The organism is Embleya sp. NPDC050154, assembly GCF_044460165.1.
Taxonomy (GTDB): domain Bacteria; phylum Actinomycetota; class Actinomycetes; order Streptomycetales; family Streptomycetaceae; genus Embleya.
Map to the genome: position 1 here is coordinate 278,069 of NZ_JBITJP010000004.1, position 21,443 is coordinate 299,511.

Genomic DNA, 21,443 nt, shown 5'->3' on the forward strand with positions numbered 1-21,443 from the left:
GAACGATCCGGTCCCGCTCGAACCCGACAAGGAACCGCTCGATGCGTGCGTTGCTGATCGACAACTACGACTCCTACACCTACAACCTGTTCCAGCTCCTCGCCCGGGTGTACGGCAAGGAGCCGACCGTCCTGGTCAACGACGACCGGGCCTGGGCGGTGCAGGATCCGGGGGCGTTCGACTGCGTGGTGATCTCACCCGGTCCGGGCCGACCCCAGCGCCCGAGCGACCTCGGGTTCTGCCGGGACCTGCTGGACCGCTGGCCGGACGTGCCGGTACTGGGGGTGTGCCTGGGGCACCAGGCGATCGCCCACCACTACGGCGGGCGGGTGGTGCCGGGAGCGCCCCGGCACGGCCACCTCACGCGGGTCCGGCACCGCGAGGAAGACCTGTTCGACGGCATTCCCCAGGACTTCACGGCGGTGCGCTACCACTCGCTGCGGGTGGTCGAGCCCCTGCCGAGCGGCCTCCGGGCCACCGCCTGGGCGGAGGACGAGACCGTCATGGCACTCAGGCACGAGAGCCTGCCCCGATGGGGCCTGCAGTTCCACCCGGAGTCCGTCGCGAGCGAGTTCGGCGAGCAACTCCTGTGGAACTTCGCCGAGTCGATAGGCGGGCACTACGCCTCCCCACCGCCCGAGTACGCGCGCTGGGCCCCGTCGTCGGACAGTGCCCCGGCGCCGCAATTCGAGCTGGCCGTCGAGGTCGTCGACCGGGAGGTGGACACCGCGGCCCTGTTCACCACGTTGTTCGCGGAAAGCGAGTACGCCTTCTGGCTCGACAGCAGCGCCCCCGGCGTCGGCGGGGCCAGGTTCTCCTTCCTCGGCGACGACTCCGGTCCCCGTGCCGAGACACTGACGTACCGGACCGGGGAGAACGCGGTGACGGTCCACGACGCAGGGGGCGTACGGGAGGAGAAGGGCACCGTCTTCGAGGTGCTCCGGGACCGGCTCCGTACCCGCGAACTGCCCGCGGCGGACCTTCCCTTCGACCTCAACGGCGGATATGTCGGCTACTTCGGCTATGAACTCAAGGCCGAGTGCGGGAGCCCGAACGTCCACCGGGCACAGACCCCGGACGCGGTGTGGATGTTCGCCGATCGTCTGGTCGCGGTGGACCATCGGCAGGAGCGGACCTACGTCCTGGCCCTGAGCGGTCCGGACCCGGGCGAGGCCGAGAACGCCCGTGCCTGGGTGGCGCGCACGGCGCTGCGCGCCCGCTCGCTGCCGGACCCCGCGCCCGCCCGGCCGATCGGCTCGCCGGCCGCGGCGCCCGACCCGGCGGTCGAACAGGAGGCCGAGGAGCCGGTCCTCGCCCGCGTCCGGGCCGACTACGTGCGCGACATCGAGGACTGCCTCGCGGAACTGCGCAGCGGAGAGAGCTACGAGATCTGCCTGACCAACCGGATGCGACTACCCGCCCTGCCCGACCCCTTGGGCTATCACCTGCTGCTCAGGCACCTCAATCCGGCGCCCTACAGCGCCTTCCTGCGGCTCGGCGCGGTCGCCGTCGTCTGTTCGTCCCCGGAACGATTCCTGCGGATCGACCGGGACGGAATCGTCGAAAGCAAGCCGATCAAGGGAACGGCGCCACGCGGCGCCGACCCGGTCAGCGACGAGGCACTACGCCTGTCCCTGACGGCGTCGGCGAAGACCCGCGCCGAGAACCTCATGATCGTCGACCTGCTCCGCAACGACTTGGGCCGGGTGTGCGAGGTGGGCTCGGTCGACGTGCCCGCGTACATGGTGACCGAGTCGTACGCGACGGTGCATCAACTCGTCACGACGGTCCGCGGCCGGCTGCGGCGCGAGGTGGATCCGGTGTCCTGCGTCCGCGCCTGCTTTCCCGGCGGGTCGATGACCGGCGCCCCCAAGCTGCGGACGATGGCCATCATCGACCGCCTGGAGCAGGAGGCGCGCGGCGTCTACTCGGGCACCATCGGCTACTTCGGACTCTGCGGCGGCGCGGACCTCAACATTGTGATCCGCACCGCCGTGACCTCGGCCACGGACACGGTGATCGGCGCCGGCGGCGCGATCGTGCTCGACTCGGACCCCGCCGACGAGTTCGACGAAGTGCTGCTCAAGGCGAGTGTGTTGCTGCGCGCGCACACCCTGCTGACGGCATCGGGCCGGCGGAGCGGGGAGCCGCGTGCGGGCTGACCCGACGACGGCCGCCTCCTCCCGCGGGAGCCGCGACCGGGCGAGCCGTTCAAGTCGACCCCAAGACCGCACCAAGACGCACCGAACAGAATGCGCTGCTGGCTGCGCACCCGCCTTTCCCCGAGAGAAGGACAGGGATATGTCGACCGTCGAAGGGTCTGGAGCATTGCGGCAGGTTGTGCCGTTCCTGGACATCACCGTGCCGGATTTCGTGTGGGACTCTCCCGAGGTGGCCGAGGCCAGGGAACGATCCTGGGTCGCCGAAACCCCGCTGGGACTACTCGTGTTGCGCTACGCCGAGGCGCACAGCCTCTCCCGCGACGCGCGCCTGGTCTCGGGTTTCCGAGACGTCGTGGACCTGGTCGGGCCCGGCGAGGGGCTGGTGCGCGATTTCATGCGCGACTTCATGCAGAGCCTGGAGGGCCCCGACCACCGCCGCCTGCGCGGTCTGGTCACCCACGCGTTCACGGCACGCCGCGTCGCCGCGCTGCAACCGTTCATACGTGCCACCGCGGAGCGCCTTGCCGACGAACTGGCCGCCGGGGGCGAACGCGACTTCGTCGACGCGTTCGCCGACCCGCTGCCCGCGGCCGTGGTGTGCGAACTGCTCGGCTTCCCTCCTGCGGACTACGACACCGTCGGCCGCTGGTGCCGGAACACCAACCTGGTCCTCGCGCTCGGCCCCGACCAGAGCAGGGTCGCCGAGGTCGAGGAGGGCCTGGCGGGGATGTACGACTACTTCGACACGGTGATCCGCGAGCGCAAGGCGAAGCCCGGCGACGACCTGTTCTCCGACATCCTGCGCGCCAAGCAGGAGGACGGCGCTCTCGACGACCGTGAACTGCGCACCCTGATCGCGACCCTGCTGGTCGCCGGGTACCAGACCACCAGTCACCAACTCGGCCACGCCATGGTGGCGTTCGCCGCGCACCCCGAGCAGTGGCCGCTGCTGCGAGAGCAGCCGGACCTGGTCACCCAGGCGGTGGAGGAGGTGCTGCGCTGGTGCCCCACGACGACGGTGGTGGCCACCAAGTCCGCGGCCGAGGACTTCTCCGTCAACGGCTACCCGATATCGAAGGGAACCCCGGTGTGGTTGTGCGCGCACTCGGCGCAGCGCGATCCCCTGGTGTTCGAGGGCGGCGACGCGTTCGACATCACGGTGCGGCGGGAGGCCTCCCCGCTGGCGTTCGGCGGCGGCGCGCACTACTGCCTGGGCGCGGCGCTGGCGCGCGTCGAACTCGCCGAGGCCCTCGAAGCCCTGGCCGCCCGTCTCGGGCCGCCCGAGGTCGCCGGACCGATCACCTGGCGGCCCTCGACCGGGGTGTCCGGGCCGGATCTGCTGCCGTTGCGCTTCGGCGCCCCGACCGGCGCTTGACGCCGCCCGGCCAGGCGGTGCGCCCCTGAGGCGGAGGCGGGCGTCACCGGGGACGGGTTCACGGGCCCGCCGTCCGCGCCGTCCTCGGCGGGCGCGCGTCTCCACATCTTTCGCGGGAAGGGCGGCACGTTCGACATGACCCACGACATCCACGACGCCAAGATGCTGGACTATCTCAAGCGTGTCTCCGCCGAGTTGGAGCGCACCCGCGAGCACCTGCGGCTCGCCCGGGCCAAGCACCGGGAGCCCATCGCGCTGGTGTCGATGGCCTGCCGTTTCCCCGGCGGCGTCGCCTCGCCCGAGGAGCTGTGGCGCCTGGTGGCCTCGGGGCGGGACGGGGTCGGTGCGCTCCCCGTGGACCGGGGCTGGGACGTCGAGGGGCTCTACCATCCCGACCCCGAGCAGGTGGGCACCTGCTATGCGCGGGAGGGCGGATTCCTCGCGGACATCATGTCGTTCGACGCGGGGCTGTTCGAGATCAGTCCGCGTGAGGCCCTGGTGATGGATCCGCAGCAGCGGCTGCTGCTCGAGGTCTCCTGGGAGACCTTCGAGCGGGCGGGCCTGGCCCCCGCCGCGGTGCGTGGCAGCCGAACCGGCGTCTTCACCGGGATGATGGGGCAGGACTACACGGCGCGGTTGCCCGGCGCGCTGTTGGAGCACGAGGGCAGGCTGGAGACCGGACGCGCGGCGAGCGTCGCGTCCGGGCGGGTCGCCTACACCTTCGGTCTCGAAGGCCCGGCGGTCACCCTCGACACGGCCTGTTCCTCGTCCCTGGTGGCGCTGCACTTCGCCGTACAGGCACTGCGGAACGGGGAGTGCGACCTCGCGCTGGCCGGCGGAGCCACGTTGATGTCGAGCCCGGCGACGCTCCTGGAGTTCAGCAGGCAACGGGTGCTCTCGCCCGACGGCCGGTGCAAGGCGTTCGCGGGCCGGGCCGACGGCACGGGGCTCGGCGAGGGTGTGGGCGTCGTCCTGCTGGAGCGGCTCTCGGACGCGCGGCGGCTGGGGCATCGCGTGCTGGCCGTCGTCCGGGGCAGCGCCGTCAACCAGGACGGCGCGTCGAACGGCCTGACCGCCCCCAACGGCCCCGCGCAGCAGCGGGTGATCCGCGCGGCCCTCGCGGACGCCGGGCTCACGGGAGCCGACGTGGACACGGTGGAGGCGCACGGAACGGGCACCCGCCTGGGCGACCCCATCGAGGCGCAGGCGCTGCTGGCGACGTACGGACGCGACCGCGGGGCGGACCGGCCGCTGTGGCTGGGGTCGTTGAAGTCGAACATCGGCCACACGCAGGCCGCCGCCGGAATCGCGGGCGTGATGAAGACGGTCATGGCCCTGCGGCACGGGCTGCTGCCGCCGACCCTGCACGTCGACACCCCCACGCCACACGTCGACTGGTCCGCGGACACGGTGCGGCTCCTGACCGAGTCCCGCCCCTGGCCGGCCACGGGTCGCCCGCGGCGGGCAGGGGTCTCCTCGTTCGGGATCAGCGGGACGAACGCGCACGTGATCATCGAAGCCGCCGACGAGGCGCCGACCGACGAGGACGGGGATCGCGCGCACCGCGCGCCGGCGCCGGCGGCACTGGAACCGGCGGATGCCGGCCCCGGGCCGGTGGCGTGGGTGTTGTCCGCGGGCAGCCCGCGGGCGCTGCGTGCGCAGGCGGCCCGGTTGCGCGAGCACATGGCGGCGCATCCAGCCCTTCGCGCGGCAGACGTCGCCCACGCGTTGGCGACCACCCGCGCACCACTGGCGCACCGGGCCGTCGTGGTCGGTCGCCGCAACGGTGAACTCCTGCGTGGTGTCGCGGCGTTGGCCCAGGGCGAACCCTGCGCGGGACTCGTCGAGGGCGTGGCGCGCGACCCCGGCCGGACGGTCTTCGTGTTCCCCGGCCAGGGTTCCCAATGGGACGGGATGGCCGTGGAGCTGTGGAACTCGTGCGCCGTCTTCCGCGAGCGCATGCAAGAGTGCGCGGCAGCCTTGGACCCGTACGTCGACTGGTCCCTGCCCGACGTGGTGCTCGGCCGCGTCGACGACACCGGCAAGGACCGTGTCGACCGGGTCGATGTCGTGCAACCGGTGTTGTGGGCGGTATTGGTGTCGCTGGCGGAGCTGTGGCGCTCGCACGGCGTCGAACCGGCCGCCGTGGTGGGGCATTCGCAGGGCGAGATCGCCGCGGCCTGTGTCGCGGGCGCGTTGTCCCTCGACGACGGCGCACGCGTCGTGGCCCTGCGCTCCCGGCTGATCGCCGAACGGCTGGCCGGTGCGGGCGGCATGGTCTCCCTGACGGCCCCGGTCGAGGAGGTCCGCGCGCGGCTCGCGGACTTCGCCGGACGACTCTCGCTCGCCGCGGTGAACGGCCCCTCGTCCGTGGTGCTCTCCGGAGACCCCACGGCGCTCGACGAGTTGACGGGCGCCTGCGCGCGGGACGGTGTACGCACTCGGCGTGTGGCCGTGGACTACGCCTCCCACTCCCCGCACGTGGAGGCGCTGCGCACGGAACTGCTCGCCCGGTTGGCGGACATCCGTCCCCGGACGGGCACGCTGCCGCTGTACTCGACGGTGACGGGCAACGTGGTGCCGGGTGAGGAGTTGATCGCGGACTACTGGTACCGCAACCTGCGGCGCACGGTCCGGCTCTCGGACGCCGTGGAGCGACTCGGCGCCACCGGTCACGGCACGTTCGTGGAGTGCAGCCCGCACCCGGTGCTCGCCCTCGGCCTGACGGAGACGCTCGGCCGGCTGGGCCGGGAGGCTCTCGTGACGGGCACGCTGCACCGAGACTACGGCGGCCTCGACCGGTTCCTCCTCTCCCTGGGCGAGGTGTACGCGGGCGGCCGATCGCCCGACTGGACGAAGGTGTTCGCCGGGACCGACGTGCGCCGTGTGTCGCTGCCCACGTACGCGTTCGACCGGCAGCGATACTGGCTCGACGCCACGCCGCCCGCCGGTGACGTCGGTTCGGCCGGGCTGAGCCCGCTCGACCACCCCTTCTGGGGAGCGGTCACCGACCTTCCCGACTCCGGCGGCGTGCTCCTGACCGGGAGGCTGTCCCGCGACACCCACCCCTGGCTCGGTGGCCATGCGGTCGGCGACGTCGTCCTGCTGCCCGGAACGGCTCTCCTGGAACTGGCGGTTCGAGCCGCCGAGCAGGTGGGCTGCGACGGGGTGGCGGAACTGACCCTGGAGGCCCCCCTGGTCCTGCCGCCGCGCGACGGTGTGCAGTTGCGGGCCGTCGTCGGTCCGGCCGACGCGGCCGGCGACCGCGCGATCACCATCCACGCCCGGCCGGAGCACACCCCGGACGGAGCGTGGACCAGGCAGGCGGCCGGATCGCTCGCCCGTACCGTCGGGCACGAAAGCCGCGCGTCGCACGCCTGGCCGCCGCCCGGCGCCGAACCCGTGCCGGTGGAGGGCGTGTACGAGGACCTGGCCGCGCTGTCCCTGCGCTACGGCCCCGAGTTCCGAGGTCTGCGGGCCGCCTGGCGGTGGGGGGACGAGGTCCTCGCCGAGGTCGTGCTCCCGGGGGACGGCGACAGCGACGGGTTCGCGATCCACCCGGCCCTGCTCGACGCCGCGCTGCACGCGGCGGCGGTCGGCGACGCCGCGACACGTGCGCGGACAGGCCCGGCCTCCGGGCCTCGGCTGCCGTTCTCGTGGTCCGGTGTGCGGATCCACGCGGTCGGCGCGACGCGGCTGCGGGTACGGATCACCCCGCTGGGCCCCGACGCCGTCGCGGTGGAGGCCGCCGACGCGACCGGGGCACCCGTGGCGTCCGTGCAATCGCTCGCCCTGCGTTCGATGGCACTCGACCGCCTTCGACCCGCCGTCGCGGAGTCGACGGACTCCCTGTTCGCCGTCGACTGGGTGCCCGCCGCGGGCGGGGCGTCCCGGACGCCCCGGTCGTGGGTCGTCCTCGACGGCGCCGAGGCGGTCGTCGCGGCTCTCGAACGCACCGACGTCCCGGTGCACAAGGTCGCGGAACTCGCGGCGGCGACGGCGGGAGAGCATGTGCCGGGCGCGGTCCTGGTGGCGCTCCCGATGCCCGCGCCCGGCTGCGCCGACCCGCGTGCGGCCGTCCGAGACACCGTCGGGGGAGCACTGACGCTGATCCAGGCGTGGCTCGCCGACGAACGCGGCAGCTCCACCCGCCTCGTGCTGTTGAGCCGAGGCGCGGTGGCGGCGCGCGACGACGAGACGTGCGATCCGGCCCTGGCCGCGGCATGGGGCCTGCTGCGCTCGGCGCAGGCGGAGAACCCGGACCGGCTCGTCCTGGTCGACTGGGACGGCACGGAACCCTCCGGCGAAGCGCTGCCCGCGGTCGTGGGCGGCGACGAGCCGCAAGTGGCGCTGCGCGCCGGGAAGGTTTTCGTACCCAGACTCCGACGGGTGCCGCCCTCCGGCGGTGATCGCGACAACACGGGCAACGGCGCCACCGGCACCCGGGAAGATTCCGAACGCCCGGACGGTCCGAAGGACTTCGCCGGCTTCGGCGGCGAGGGCACCGTTCTGGTGACGGGCGCGACGGGTGTGCTCGGCCGGGTCGTGGCCCGCCACCTCGTCCGGGCGCACGGAGTACGGCACCTGTTGCTGACGAGTCGCCGCGGCGCGGCCGCGCCCGGAGCCGCCGAACTCGGCGCGGAACTGGCGGAACTGGGCGCGTCCGTGCACTGGGCGGCGTGCGACGCGGGGGACCGCGCGGCCCTGATGGAGGTCCTCGCGCGGATTCCGGTGGAACACGCGTTGCGCGGTGTGGTCCACGCGGCCGGCGTCCTGGACGACGCGGTGCTCCCGTCGCTGTCCCCGGAACGCATCGACACCGTGTTCCGGCCGAAGGTCGACGCGGTGGTCAACCTGCACGAACTGACCCGAGACATGGACCTCTGCGCGTTCGTCGTCTTCTCCTCCGGGGCGGGCGTGTTCGGTACCGCGGGCCAGGGCGGCTACGCGGCGGCCAACGCCTTCCTCGACGCGTTCGTCGGTGTCCGACGTTCGCTGGGACTGCCCGCGCTCTCCGTGGCGTGGGGGCTGTGGGCCGAGACCGGCGCGATGACCGGCGCGATGTCGGACACCGACCGCGACCGGATGCGCCGAGCCGGGGTGACCGCGTTGTCGGCGGGAGAGGGCGTCGCCCTGTTCGACGCGGCCCTGCGGTCGGGGCTGCCCGTCGTCCTCCCGGCCCGCCTGGACCTCGCCGCCGTACGGGCACGGGCCGCCGCGGATGGCGTACCGGCGCTGTTGCGCGCCCTGGTGCGGCCACCGGCGCGGCGCGCGGCAACGGAGGTCGACGGCGACTCCGCCCTCGCCCGCGAACTCGCCGACCTCCCGACCCGGGACGGGGCAGCGAAGATCCTCGACGTGGTGCGGGCCCAGGTCGCGGCCGTCCTCGGCCACCCGGACCCGAGCGCCGTCGAACCCGGGCGCGCGTTCAAGGAGTCGGGATTCGACTCGCTCACCGCCCTCGAATTGCGCAACCGCCTCGCGCGAGTGACCGGCCTCCGGCTGCCCGCCACGCTCGTCTTCGACCATCCGACGCCGTACGAACTCGCCGAGCACGTCCACGAACGGCTGACCGGAAGGAACGGGCGTCGACAACCCCCGGCACGCGGCGCGATCGCGGCGGACGAGCCGATCGCCGTCGTGGGCATGGCCTGCCGCTTCCCGGGAGGCATCGGTTCGCCGGAGGATCTGTGGAACCTCGTGGACCGGGGTGCCGACGCCATCTCCGCCTTTCCCACCGACCGCGGCTGGTCCCTCGACTCCGCCGGCTTCGCGACGGCGGGTGGATTCCTCTCCGACGCGGCGTGGTTCGACCCCGAGTTCTTCGGCATCAGCCCGCGCGAGGCGGTGGCGATGGACCCGCAGCAGCGACTCCTGCTGGAGATCTCCTGGGAAGCGCTGGAACACGCGGGTCTGGACCCGGCGGCCCTGCGGGGCAGCCGCACCGGCGTGTTCGCCGGGCTGATGTACCACGACTACACCACGCGGCTGGGCACCATCACGCAGGACATCGCCGGATACCTCGGTACCGGCGGATCCGCGAGCGTCGCCACCGGACGCGTCGCCTACACCTTCGGATTCGAGGGCCCGGCCGTCACCGTGGACACCGCCTGTTCCTCGTCGCTGGTGGCCCTGCACCTGGCGGCGCAGGCGCTGCGCGGCGGAGACTGCGACCTCGCCCTCGCGGGCGGGGTCACCGTGATGTGCACGCCGAACGCCTTCGTCGAGTTCGCCAGGCAGGGCGCGCTGGCCGCCGACGCGCGCTGCAAGCCGTTCGCCGCCGCCGCGGACGGCACGGTGTGGGGCGAGGGCGCCGGCGTGCTCCTCGTCGAGCGCCTGTCGGACGCGGTGCGCAAGGGCCACCGCGTCCTTGCCGTGGTCCGGGGCTCGGCGGTCAACCAGGACGGGGCGAGCAACGGCCTGACCGCCCCGAACGGACCATCCCAGGAACGGGTGATCACCCAGGCGCTGGCCGGTGCCCGGCTCACGCCCGCCGAGGTGGACGTCGTCGAGGCGCACGGCACCGGCACCACCCTGGGCGACCCGATCGAGGCGCAGGCACTCCTGGCCACCTACGGCAGCGGGCGCCCCACCGACCACCCGGCGTGGCTCGGCTCGGTCAAGTCGAACATCGGTCACACCCAGGCGGCGGCGGGCGTCGCGGGTGTGATCAAGATGGTCATGGCCCTGCGCCGCGGCATCCTGCCGCGGACCCTGCACGTGGACGCGCCCTCCCCCCATGTCGACTGGTCGTCCGGCGCGGTCGAACTGCTGACCGAGGCACGACCCTGGCCCGTCACCGGGCGACCGCGTCGAGCCGCGGTGTCCTCGTTCGGCATCAGCGGCACCAACGCGCACGTCGTGCTGGAACAGGCTCCCGCCACGCCGGACCCGCACGTTCGACGCGCACCCGAGACGGGGGAACCCGAACATGCCGCCGCGAACGCCCAAGCGGCCGACACACCCGTGCCGTTGGTGCTCTCGGCCGGGAGCGAGCCCGCGCTGCGGGCGAGGGCGGCCGGACTGCGCAAGCGCCTCGTCGCCGAACCGGGACTCGACGCCGTCGATGTCGCCCACTCGCTGCTGACGACCCGCGCCTCGCTCGAATACCGGGCCGTGATCATCGGTGGCGACCGCGACGAACTGTTGTCCGCCCTGGCCGCCGTGGCGGAGGGCCGGCAGACCCCCGCGGCGATCGAGGGGCTCGCCGGTGACCCCGGCCGGACGGTCTTCGTCTTTCCCGGCCAGGGAGCCCAATGGCCGGGCATGGCCGCACGGTTGTGGGACACCGCACCCGTCTTCCGGGACCGCCTGGCCCAGTGCGCCGACGCGCTGGCCCCGTATGCCGACTGGTCCGTTGTGGACGTCGTCCGGGGCAGGGACACCGGAGTCGACCCGGAACGGGTGGACGTGGTCCAGCCCGCGCTGTGGGCGGTGATGGTGTCGCTCGCCGAGCTGTGGCGATCGTACGGCGTCGAACCCGACGCCGTGGTGGGGCACTCGCAGGGGGAGATCGCCGCGGCCTGCGTCGCGGGCGCCCTCTCCCTCGACGACGGCGCGCGCGTGGTCGCCCTGCGCAGCCGGGCCCTGAGGGCCATCGCGGGCCGCGGCGCGATGGTCTCGCTGGCGCTGACCGCCACCGAGGCCGAGGACCTGACGGCGGCCTGGCACGGACGAATCCACCTCGCGGCCGTCAACGGACCGGCGTCGGTGGTGGTGACGGGCGACACGGCCGCACTCGAGGACCTCCTCTCGCACTGCGAAAGGACCGGACGGTGGGCGCGTCGGATCCCGGTCGACTACGCCTCGCACTCGCCGCACGTGGAAGCCGTACGCGAGCGGATGGCCCACGACCTCGCCGAGATTCGCCCGGAGCCGGCCCGCATCGCCTTCATGTCGACGCTGACCGGCGCCTTCCAGGACACCACGGGACTCGACGGCGACTACTGGTATCGCAACCTGCGCGAGCCCGTGCGATTCGAGCCCGCCGTACGGGAATTGATCGCCCGGGGCTACGGCGCGTTCGTCGAGGCCGCCCCCCACCCCATGCTCACCATGGGCCTACGGGAAATCCTGGAGGAGCACCCGGGCACGCCGGGCGTGGCCGTCGCGTCGCTGCGCCGCGACCAGGGCGGACCGGAACGTTTCCTGGCCTCGGTCGCCGAGGCGTACACCCACGGTGTCGCCGTGGACTGGTCCGCGACCTGGACCGGCCGTGCACCACGCGTCGTGGACCTGCCGACCTACCCCTTCCAACGGCGCAGGTTCTGGCTCGACACACCCGCCGGTGCCGGCGACGTGAGCGCCGCGGGCCTGGGCCGCCCGGAGCACCCGCTCCTGGGCGCCCGCGTCGAACTCGCCGACTCCACCGAGACCGTGCTGACCGCGCGCTGGTCCCTGGACACCCACCCGTGGTTCGCCGACCACGCCGTCGGTGACACGGTGCTGGTGCCCGGTACCGCGTTCGTGGAACTGGCGGCGCTGGCGGGCGCCGAGACCGACTGCCCACACATCCGGGAGCTGATCCAGGAAAAACCCCTGCTCCTCGCCGGAGACGGCGCGGTGCGACTCCAGGTCCGGGTCGGGCCCGCCGAGGAGGAGGGCACGCGGGCCCTCGGCGTGTACGCCCGCCCCGAGGACGCGGCGCCGCAGGACCCCTGGTCGTGCCACGCGCGCGGCATGCTCACCGCGGCACAGGCCGCGACCCCGGCGGCCCTCGACGGCACCTGGCCACCCCCGGGAGCCGTAGCCGTCGACCTGACCGACTTCTACGAACGGCTCGACGAGATCGGCCTGTCCTACGGCCCCGCGTTCCACGGCCTGCACACCGCGTGGCGGATGGGCGAGGAGATCTACGGTGAGGCCGCGCTGCCGGACGACATGGCGGCCGAAGCAGGCCGCTACCAGGCCCATCCCGCGCTGCTCGACGCCGCGCTCCACTCCTGTCTGCTCCGCGACCAAGGCGACGGCCCCGGTGCGGCGGCCATGCCGTTCGCCTGGAACGACGTCGCGTTCCACGGGCCGTGCGGCCCGGCGGTGCGGGTCCGGGTGTCCGCGGGGACGAACCGGGACGTGTCGGTGGTGGTGGCGGACACCGAAGGCACCCCCGCGGTGACGGTGCGCTCGCTGGCCGCCCGTCCGGTCTCCCCCGAAGGACTGCGTGCCCCGAGTGATCGCCGGGACGACCTGTTCCGGCTCACGTGGGTGGCCGCACCCGCGGCTCCCACCGGGCGGGGTGAACCGCGACACCGCGCGTGGGCGGTGCTCGGCGGCGACGACCTGGACCTGCCCCCGGAGGTGAAGCGCTTCCCCGACCTGTCCGCGTTGCGCTCCGCGACAAGTGCCGGCGAGCCCGAACCCGACCTCGTGCTCGCGGTGTTCGGCACGGACTCCGGCGCCGGTGCGGAGGCGGTGCGGGCCCGGGAGGCGACCCGTCGAGCCCTGGACGTGGTGCGGGACCGGATCGCCGAGGAGCCGGTGAGCGCGGCGCGGTGCGTCGTCGTCACACGCGGGGCGTTCGCCACGACGGACGACGAACCTCCCGGCGATCCGTCCGCCGCGGCGGTCTGGGGCCTGGTGCGCTCGGCCCAGGCGGAGAGCCCGGGCCGGTTCGTCCTGGTCGACCTCGACGCCCACCCGGCCTCCGTCGCCGCGTTGTCCGCCGCACTGGCCACCGACGAGCCTCAACTCGCGGTTCGCGAGGGGCGGATCATGCTTCCCCGGCTCGAACGTGTCCCGGTGGTCCCGATCGCCCCGGTGGACCCGGAACGCGGCGACCCGGGCACGGCGTGGGACCCCGCGGGCACCGTGCTGGTGACCGGCGCCTCCGGAACCCTGGGGCGCGCCCTGGCCCGGCATCTGGTCGTCGAGCACGGCGTACGCCGACTGCTCCTGGTGAGCCGCCGCGCCGACGAGAGCGCCGAAGCCTCGCTCCTGACCACCGAACTGGGTACGCACGGCGCCGAGGCGACGTGGGCGGCGTGCGACGTCGGCGATCGCGACGCGGTGGTCGCGCTGTTGACGTCGGTGCCCGCCGCGCACCCCCTCACCGCCGTGGTGCACGCGGCCGGTGTCCTGGACGACGGCGTGATTCCCGCGCTGACCCCGGAACGGATCGACCGGGTGTTCCGGCCCAAGGTGGACGGAGCGTGCCACCTGGACGAGCTGACCCGAACCGCGCCCTTGGCGGCGTTCGTGGTGTTCTCCTCGGCCGCGGCCACCCTGGGCAGCGCCGGACAGGGCAACTACGCGGCGGCCAACGCGTTCCTGGACGCACTGGTACGGCGGCGACGTCACGCCGGACTGCCCGCGCTGTCGCTGGCCTGGGGGCTGTGGGCCGAGAGCAGCGACATGACGGCCGGACTCGACCGGGCCGACCGGGCCCGGATGGCACGCGCCGGCGTCCAGGGCCTGCCGACCCGGGACGGGCTGGCGCTCTTCGACCTCGCCGGGACCGTGAACGAACCGCTGGTGTTGCCGATGCGGCTCGACCTGTCCGTGTTCCGGACGCGGCCCGACACGCTGCCCCCGGTGCTGCGCGACCTGGTGCGCGGCCCGGCGCGACGCAGGGGCGCCGGGGGTACGAGCGCCGGGGCGCTGCGGCGTCGCCTGGCCGCGCTGTCGCCGGCGGAGCGGGACCGGCAACTGCTCGAACTGGTCGTCGCCGAGACCGCGACCGTCCTGGGCTACCCGACCGCGGAAGCGGTGGGACGGGACCGGGCCTTCAAGGACCTCGGGTTCGACTCGCTGACGGCCGTGGAACTGCGCAACCGGCTCGCCGGCGCAACCGGCCTGCGGCTGCCCCCGACGCTGGTGTTCGACCACCCCACCCCCACGGCGCTCGCCGAGCGCTTGGCTGCGGAGCTTGCTCCCCGAGAGGAGGGGACGGACGTACCGCGTGACACCGAACGTCGGGTGCGTGACGCCCTGGCCGGCATCCCGCTTTCCCGGCTGCGCGACGCCGGCCTGCTGGACTCGCTGCTGGAACTCGCGGGCCACGCCGCCGCGGCCGAGTCGGCACCGCGGGAGCACAGCCCCGGGCCGGGGTCCGGCTCGATCGACCGGATGGACGCCGAGGGGCTGCTCGCGATGGCGCTGCACGACGGCCCGTACGGCGAGCACGACGACCCCGTCACCGACCCCGACAACGCGGCACACGCACGGACGGAGGAGCACGATGGCGGTCGCTGACGAGAGGTTCGTCGAGGCCCTGCGGGCCTCGCTGAAGGAGGTCGAGTCGCTCCGCGCGCAAACGCGCGAGCTGACGGCGGCAGCCCACGAGCCGGTGGCGATCGTGGCGATGGGCTGCCGCTTCCCCGGGGGCGTGCGCTCGCCGGAGGACCTGTGGGAGCTGGTGGCCACCGGAACCGACGCGGTCTCGGCCTTCCCCACCGACCGCGGCTGGGACACCGGGACGCTCTTCGACCCGGACCCCGACCGGTCGGGCCACACCTACGTCCACGAAGGCGCCTTCCTCGACGACGCCTCGGAGTTCGACGCGGACCTGTTCGGGATCAGCCCGCGCGAGGCCGCCGCGATGGACCCCCAGCAGCGGCTGCTCCTGGAGATCGCGTGGGAGACCTTCGAACGTGCGGGGATCGATCCCGGCGGTCTCAAGGGACAACCCGTCGGGGCCTTCGTCGGATCGGTCCTGATGACCGGCGGCAGCGGGGGCGGGACCGGCGACGGGACCGAGGGGCACCAACTCACCGGCGCCGCCGCCAGTGTGTTGTCGGGTCGTCTGGCGTACACGTTCGGTCTGGAGGGTCCGGCGATCACGGTCGATTCGGCGTGTTCGGCGTCGTTGACGGCGTTGCATCTGGCTGTGCAGGCGTTGCGGCAGGGTGAGTGCACCCTGGCGCTGGCCGGCGGAGCCGCAGTGATGACCACCCCGGGAATCTTCGTGGAGTTCAGTCGGCAGCGGGGTCTTGCGGTGGATGGTCGGTGCAAGGCGTTCGCGGCGGGGGCGGACGGTACGGGGTGGGGGGAGGGTGTGGGTCTGGTGTTGTTGGAGCGATTGTCGCGGGCGCGGGAGCGTGGGCATCCGGTGCTTGCGGTGGTGCGGGGTTCGGCGGTGAATCAGGATGGTGCGTCCAATGGTTTGACGGCGCCGAACGGTCCGTCGCAGCAGCGGGTGATTCGGCGGGCGTTGGCGTCCGCGCGGTTGTCGGCGGATCTGATCGACGTGGTGGAGGCACACGGCACCGGTACGACGCTCGGTGATCCGATCGAGGCTCAGGCGCTGTTGGCGACCTACGGTCGGGAGCGGCCGGCGGATCGGCCGTTGTGGCTGGGATCGATCAAGTCGAACATCGGCCACACCCAGGGCGCCGCCGGCATCGCCGGGCTGATCAAGATGGTCATGGCGATGCGTCACGGCGTGCTCCCGAGGACCCTGCACGTCGATGAACCCTCGCCGCACGTGGACTGGGCCTCCGGGGCGGTTCGCCTGCTGACCGAGGCGCGGGACTGGCCGCGGACCGGCCGGCCGCGGCGCGCCGGGGTGTCGTCCTTCGGGATCAGCGGCACCAACGCCCACGTGATCCTGGAACAGGACCCCCGGCCCGGCACAGTCGACGACACCGCCCCGGCCCCGACCGGGACGGACATCCCGCAGGGGCCGGTACCGCTGGTGGTCTCGGCGCGGGGCGAGCGGGCCCTGCGGGACCAGGCCGGGCGCCTGAGCGATCGGATCCGCTCCCTGCCCGACGCGCGTGCGGCGGACGTCGGTTGGTCGCTGGCCACCTCACGGGCGACCCTCGACACCCGGGCCGTGGTGTGGGCGCGCGATCGGGACGAGATGCTCGCGGGTCTGACGGCCCTGGCCGAGGGCCGCCCGGCCCCGGGTCTGGTGCAAGGGGCGACCGCCGAGGGCGGGCAGGCGTTCCTGTTCTCCGGACAGGGCAGCCAGCGCGCGGGCATGGGACGCGAACTGTCCGCCGCCTTCCCGGTGTTCGCCGAGGCGCTGGATGCCATCGCGGGTGGGCTGGACCCGCATCTCGACCGCCCGCTGCGGGACGTCCTGTACGCCCCCGAGGGCACGACGACGGCCGCGCTCCTGGAGCAGACCTCGTTCACCCAGGCGGCACTGTTCGCGTACGAGGTGGCGCTGTTCCGGCTGCTCACGCACTGGGGGCTCACCCCCGAGCTGCTGCTCGGCCACTCCGTCGGCGAGTTGGCGGCCGCGCACGTCTCCGGCGTCCTGTCCCTGGAGGACGCGTGCGTGCTCGTCGCCGCGCGGGGCCGTCTCATGCAGGACGTGCCCGGCAGCGGCGCCATGGTCGCGGTGCAGGCGACCGAGGCGGAGGTTCTGCCGGAGGTGGCCGCACACGCCGACCGGATGTCCATCGCCGCCGTCAACGGACCCGCGTCGGTCGTCGTGTCGGGCGCCGAGAGCGCGGTGCTCGACCTCGCCGAGCGCTGGCGGAGCAAAGGGCGCAAGACGCGGCGGCTGAGGGTGAGCCACGCCTTCCACTCCCCACAGATGGCCGCGATGTCGGACGAGTTCGGCGCGGTCGCGCGGAAGCTGGACTTCCATCCGCCGACCATCCCGATCGTCTCCGACGTCACCGGGGACATCGCCGGCGCCGACGAGTTGTGTTCGCCGGAGTACTGGGTCCGGCACGCCCGGGCGACCGTGCGCTTTCACGACGGGATGCGCCGACTCGTTGCTGCGGGGGTGCGCACGTTCGTGGAGATCGGCCCTTCCGGGACGCTGACGGCGATGGCCCAGGACTGCCTCGCGCAGGCACCCCCGAACACCCGCGCCGTGCCGATCCTGGCGGGGCGCGCCGGACGTCCGGAAGCCGACACCGTACGCACGGCACTGTCCCGGGCGTTCGCCCGCGGCGCCCGGGTCGACTGGCCCCGCTTCTTCGCCGACACCGGCGCCCGCAGGACGGACCTGCCCACCTACCCCTTCCAGCACCGCCGTTACCCCTGGAGCGCCGCGGCCCCTGCCGCCGATGTGCGCGCCGTCGGCCTGGACGTGCCGGAACACCCCCTGCTCGGCGCGGCCCTGGATCTGGCGGACGCCCAGGGCAGGGCGCTGATCGGGGTGGTGTCCCGGCGGACCGAGGCATGGCTCGCGGACCACGTCGTGCTGGGCACGACACTCCTACCCGGCACCGCCGTGGTGGAGTTGGCGATCCGCGCCGGCGCCGAGGCCGGATGCCGGCACCTGGTGGAACTGACCCAGCAGGCACCGCTGGTCCTGCCCGAACACGGTGCCGTGCGCCTACAGGTGCGGGTGGGGCCCGCAGCGGAGGACGGACGGCGCCCGCTGGGCGTGTACTCCCGGGAGGAGGACACCCGCACGGCGACCCCGGACGCACCGGACGCCCCATGGGTGAGTCACGCCCGGGGCACGCTCGCCCCCGAGGCGGTCGCCGCGCCGGCGCGTGCGGGGGAGCCATGGCCGCCTTCGGGAGCGGAACCCGTCGCGCTCGAAGGCTTCTACGAGCGCACGGCCGCGGCCGGCCTGGAGTACGGCCCCGCCTTCCGCGGGCTCACCGCAGCCTGGCGCCTGGGGGAGGAGTTGTTCGCCGAGATCACGCTCCCCGACGCGGCGCGCTCCGGCAACGGCGGATACGCGCTGCACCCGGCGCAGTTCGACGCCGCGCTGCACGCGGCCCTCCTCGCCGCGGAGGGGACGACGGTGCATCGGGAGGGCCGGCGGACACAGGTCCTCCGAGTACCGTTCGCATGGCACGAGGTGTCCTTCCACGGCGCAAGCGCACCGGTGCTCCGCGCACGATTGACCCCGGCGGGTACGGACGCCGTCTCCCTCGCCCTGTGGGACGAGCACGGCGCTCCGGTCGCGTCGGTCGGATCGCTGCGGACCCGCCCGGTCTCCACCCAGCAGCTCCGGGCGGGCCACACCCGGGACAGCCTCTTCCACGTCGACTGGGTGGAGACGGCGCCTGTTCCGTCGGCAACACGGACGCGGACCCCTGTTCTTGCCGTGCTCGGGGACGGCGCTCCGGCGGAGCGGCTCGCGGCCACGACGCACACCGATCTCGGTGCTCTCGTGTCGGCGATCGAGTCCGGTGCACCCGTGCCGGACCTGGTATTCCTGCCGTGTCACGGCGACGCCGTTCGCACCGGCGGAGCCGAGCGATCGGACGAAGTCGGCAGCACGGACGAAACCGGGTCCACCGATGCGGCCCGCACCGATGACGCGGTCGTCGACGACCCGGCAGGCGCCGCCACGGCTCTGACTCTGTCCGTGCTCGACATACTCCGGACCTGGCTTGCGCAAACCCGGTTGCACGCGTCCCGGCTCGTGGTCACCACCCGCGGCGCCGTGCCCGTTGCCGGCGACGAACCGATCGCCGACGTGGCGGCGGCCGCGGTGTGGGGCCTGGTGCGCGCCGCGCAGACCGAACACCCGGGACGGTTCCTGCTCGTCGACTCGGACGGGCAGCGCACCTCGACGGCCGCCCTGGTCGGGGCGGCGGCCGGGGACGAACCGCAACTCGCGCTTCGGGCGGGCCGGATGTTCGTTCCCCGGCTGGCCCGCGGGGTGCCGTCCGGCACGCTCGTGCCGCCTGCGGGAATCCGGGAGTGGCGGGTCGACCTCGGCGGTGGCGGCACCGTCGACGACCTGCTCCTCGCCCCCTGCCCGGAAGCCGCGGCACCGCTCGGACCGGGTAGGGTCCGGGTCTCGGTGCGAGCCGCCGGTGTCAACTTCCGGGACATCGTGATGGCCCTCGGCATGGTCTCCGACCAGCGGGCGCTGGGCGGCGAGATCGCCGGCGTCGTCACCGAGGTCGGACCCGACGTCACCGGACTCACCCCCGGAGACCGGGTGTTCGGCCTCGCGGCCGGGTGCCTGGGGCCGGTGGCCGTCGTCGATCGGCGCCTGATCGCGCGGATTCCACGGGGCTGGTCGTACGCCCGGGCCGCGTCCGTGCCCGTCGCGTTCCTCACCGCCTACGAGGGCCTGGTGGACCTGGCCGACGTACGGCCCGGCGAGAAGGTGCTCGTGCACGCGGCGGCGGGCGGTGTCGGCATGGCCGCCGTGCAGTTGGCGCGCCACCTCGGTGCCGAGGTGTACGCCACGGCCGGTCCCGGCAAATGGGACGCGGTGCGCGCCCTGGGCGTCGACGACGCGCACCTCGCCTCCTCGCGTACCGCCGAGTTCGAGGAACGGTTCGGCGCGACGAGCGACGATCGCCGTGGCGGTCGCATCGACGTGGTGCTGAACTCGCTGGTGCGGGACCTCGCGGACGCCTCCCTGCGCCTGGTGCGGCCGGGCGGCCGATTCGTCGAGATGGGCAAGACCGACATCCGCGACGCCGACGAGGTCGCCGCCCGGTACGACGGGATCGCCTACCGCGCGTTCGACCTGATGGACGCCGGCCCCGAGCGCATCACCGAAATGCTCGCGGAGATCGTCGAACTGTTCGAGCGCGGGCGGTTGCGGCCGATCCCGGTCACCACGTGGGACGTACGGCAGGCGCCCGCCGCATTCCGCTTCCTGGCCCAGGCCCGGCACGTGGGCAAGGTGGTCCTCACGATGCCTCCCGCGTGGAATCCGGCGGGTACGGCCTTGATCACCGGCGCCTCCGGGGCGCTCGGCGCGCAGGTGGCCCGACATCTGGTGGGCGCCCACCACGTGAAGCACCTCGTGCTTGCCGGACGCCGCGGACCGGACGCGCCGGGCATGGCGGAACTGCTGGCCGAACTCACCGCCGCGGGCGCCACGACGGTGCGGGCGGTGGCGTGCGACGTGGCCGAACGGGGCGCGGTGGCTGACCTGCTGGCATCGGTGCCCGCCGAGCACCCGTTGACGGCCGTGGTGCACACGGCGGGTGTGCTCGACGACGGCGTCCTGGACTCGATGACGCCCGCCCGAGTGGGCGCGGTCTTCCGGCCCAAGGTCGACGGCGGCCGGCACCTGCACGAGCTGACGCGGGACGCGGACCTGGCCGCGTTCGTCCTCTTCTCCTCCGCCGCCGGCACGCTCGGCGCCCCCGGACAGGCCAACTACGCCGCCGCCAACGCCTTCCTCGACGCGCTGGCCCGACACCGCCACGACAGCGGCCTGCCCGCGACGTCGCTGGCATGGGGCCGCTGGGCCGAGGCCGGGGGGATGGGGTCGCGGTCGGGGCACACGGACCGGGCGGAGTACACCCGCACGGGCGGCCTCTCCACCGAGGAGGGCCTCGCACTGTTCGACGAGGCACTCGCCGCCGGCCGGGCCGGGTGGGTTCCCACGCACCTCGACCCCGGGGAACTGCGCGCCGCCGCCGAGAACGGCACGCTTCCCGCGCTGCTGCGCGGCCTGGTCCACGTTACGGCGACGGCGGCGGAGCCGGGCGCGGAGCACGCCCTGCGCGAACGCCTGGCACTCCTGGGAGCCGAGGACCGCAGCGCGCTGATCCTCGACCTGGTGCGCGATCGCATCGCCCTCGTCCTCGGTCACCCGACGTCCGGGCACGTGGATCCGCAACGCCCGTTCCAGGAACTGGGCTTCGACTCGCTCACCGCCGTGGAACTGCGAAACCGTCTGGACGCCGCGACCGGCCTGAACCTGCCCACCACACTCGTGTTCGACCACCCGACCCCCGCTGCCCTCGGTCGACACCTCGAAGCCGTACTGGTGTCGGGGCTGGACGCACCGGTCGACACCGTCCTGGCCGGCCTGGACGCCTGGGCCGTGCACCTCGCGGCGACATCGCTGGACGCCGCCGGACGCGAACGAGTGGCGGATCGGTTGCGCGCGCTCGCTCGACAGGCGGGCGAACAGGCACCCGCAGGAGACCAGGCACCCGACGCACGGGAGGACGCCACGACCGTCGCGGACGAGCTCGACCTGGCGACCGACGAGGAGGTCATCGACTTCATCGGCAGGGAGCTGGGGATTTCCTGACCTCGGGCCGGAGCCCGCGAGCAAGGCACAA

4 protein-coding genes are annotated in these 21,443 nt (G+C 73.7%); all 4 read left to right on the top strand.

The window, feature by feature from the left end:
- The first annotated feature begins 41 nt into the window (after positions 1–41).
- The 4 genes from pabB to ACIBSV_RS10710 all read left to right on the top strand — a co-directional run bounded on the left by pabB (position 42) and on the right by ACIBSV_RS10710 (position 21,412).
- Positions 42–2,162 carry an aminodeoxychorismate synthase component I gene (gene pabB, locus ACIBSV_RS10695; RefSeq protein WP_395861422.1) on the top strand — a complete coding sequence of 707 codons (2,121 nt, stop codon included), beginning with the start codon at positions 42–44 and terminating at the stop codon, positions 2,160–2,162.
- Between the two features lie 139 nt (positions 2,163–2,301).
- The gene (locus ACIBSV_RS10700; RefSeq protein WP_395861424.1) at positions 2,302–3,537 is read left to right on the top strand and encodes a cytochrome P450; all 1,236 of its coding nucleotides are present in this window, start codon (positions 2,302–2,304) and stop codon (positions 3,535–3,537) included.
- 135 nt (positions 3,538–3,672) lie between these two features.
- Positions 3,673–14,727, top strand: coding sequence for a type I polyketide synthase (locus tag ACIBSV_RS10705; RefSeq protein ID WP_395861426.1), 11,055 nt, complete (start codon positions 3,673–3,675; stop codon positions 14,725–14,727).
- Positions 14,728–14,758: 31 nt separating this feature from the next.
- On the top strand, positions 14,759–21,412 hold the full coding sequence (locus tag ACIBSV_RS10710) for a type I polyketide synthase (RefSeq protein ID WP_395861835.1): 6,654 nt from the start codon (positions 14,759–14,761) through the stop codon (positions 21,410–21,412).
- The last annotated feature ends 31 nt before the right edge of the window (positions 21,413–21,443 follow it).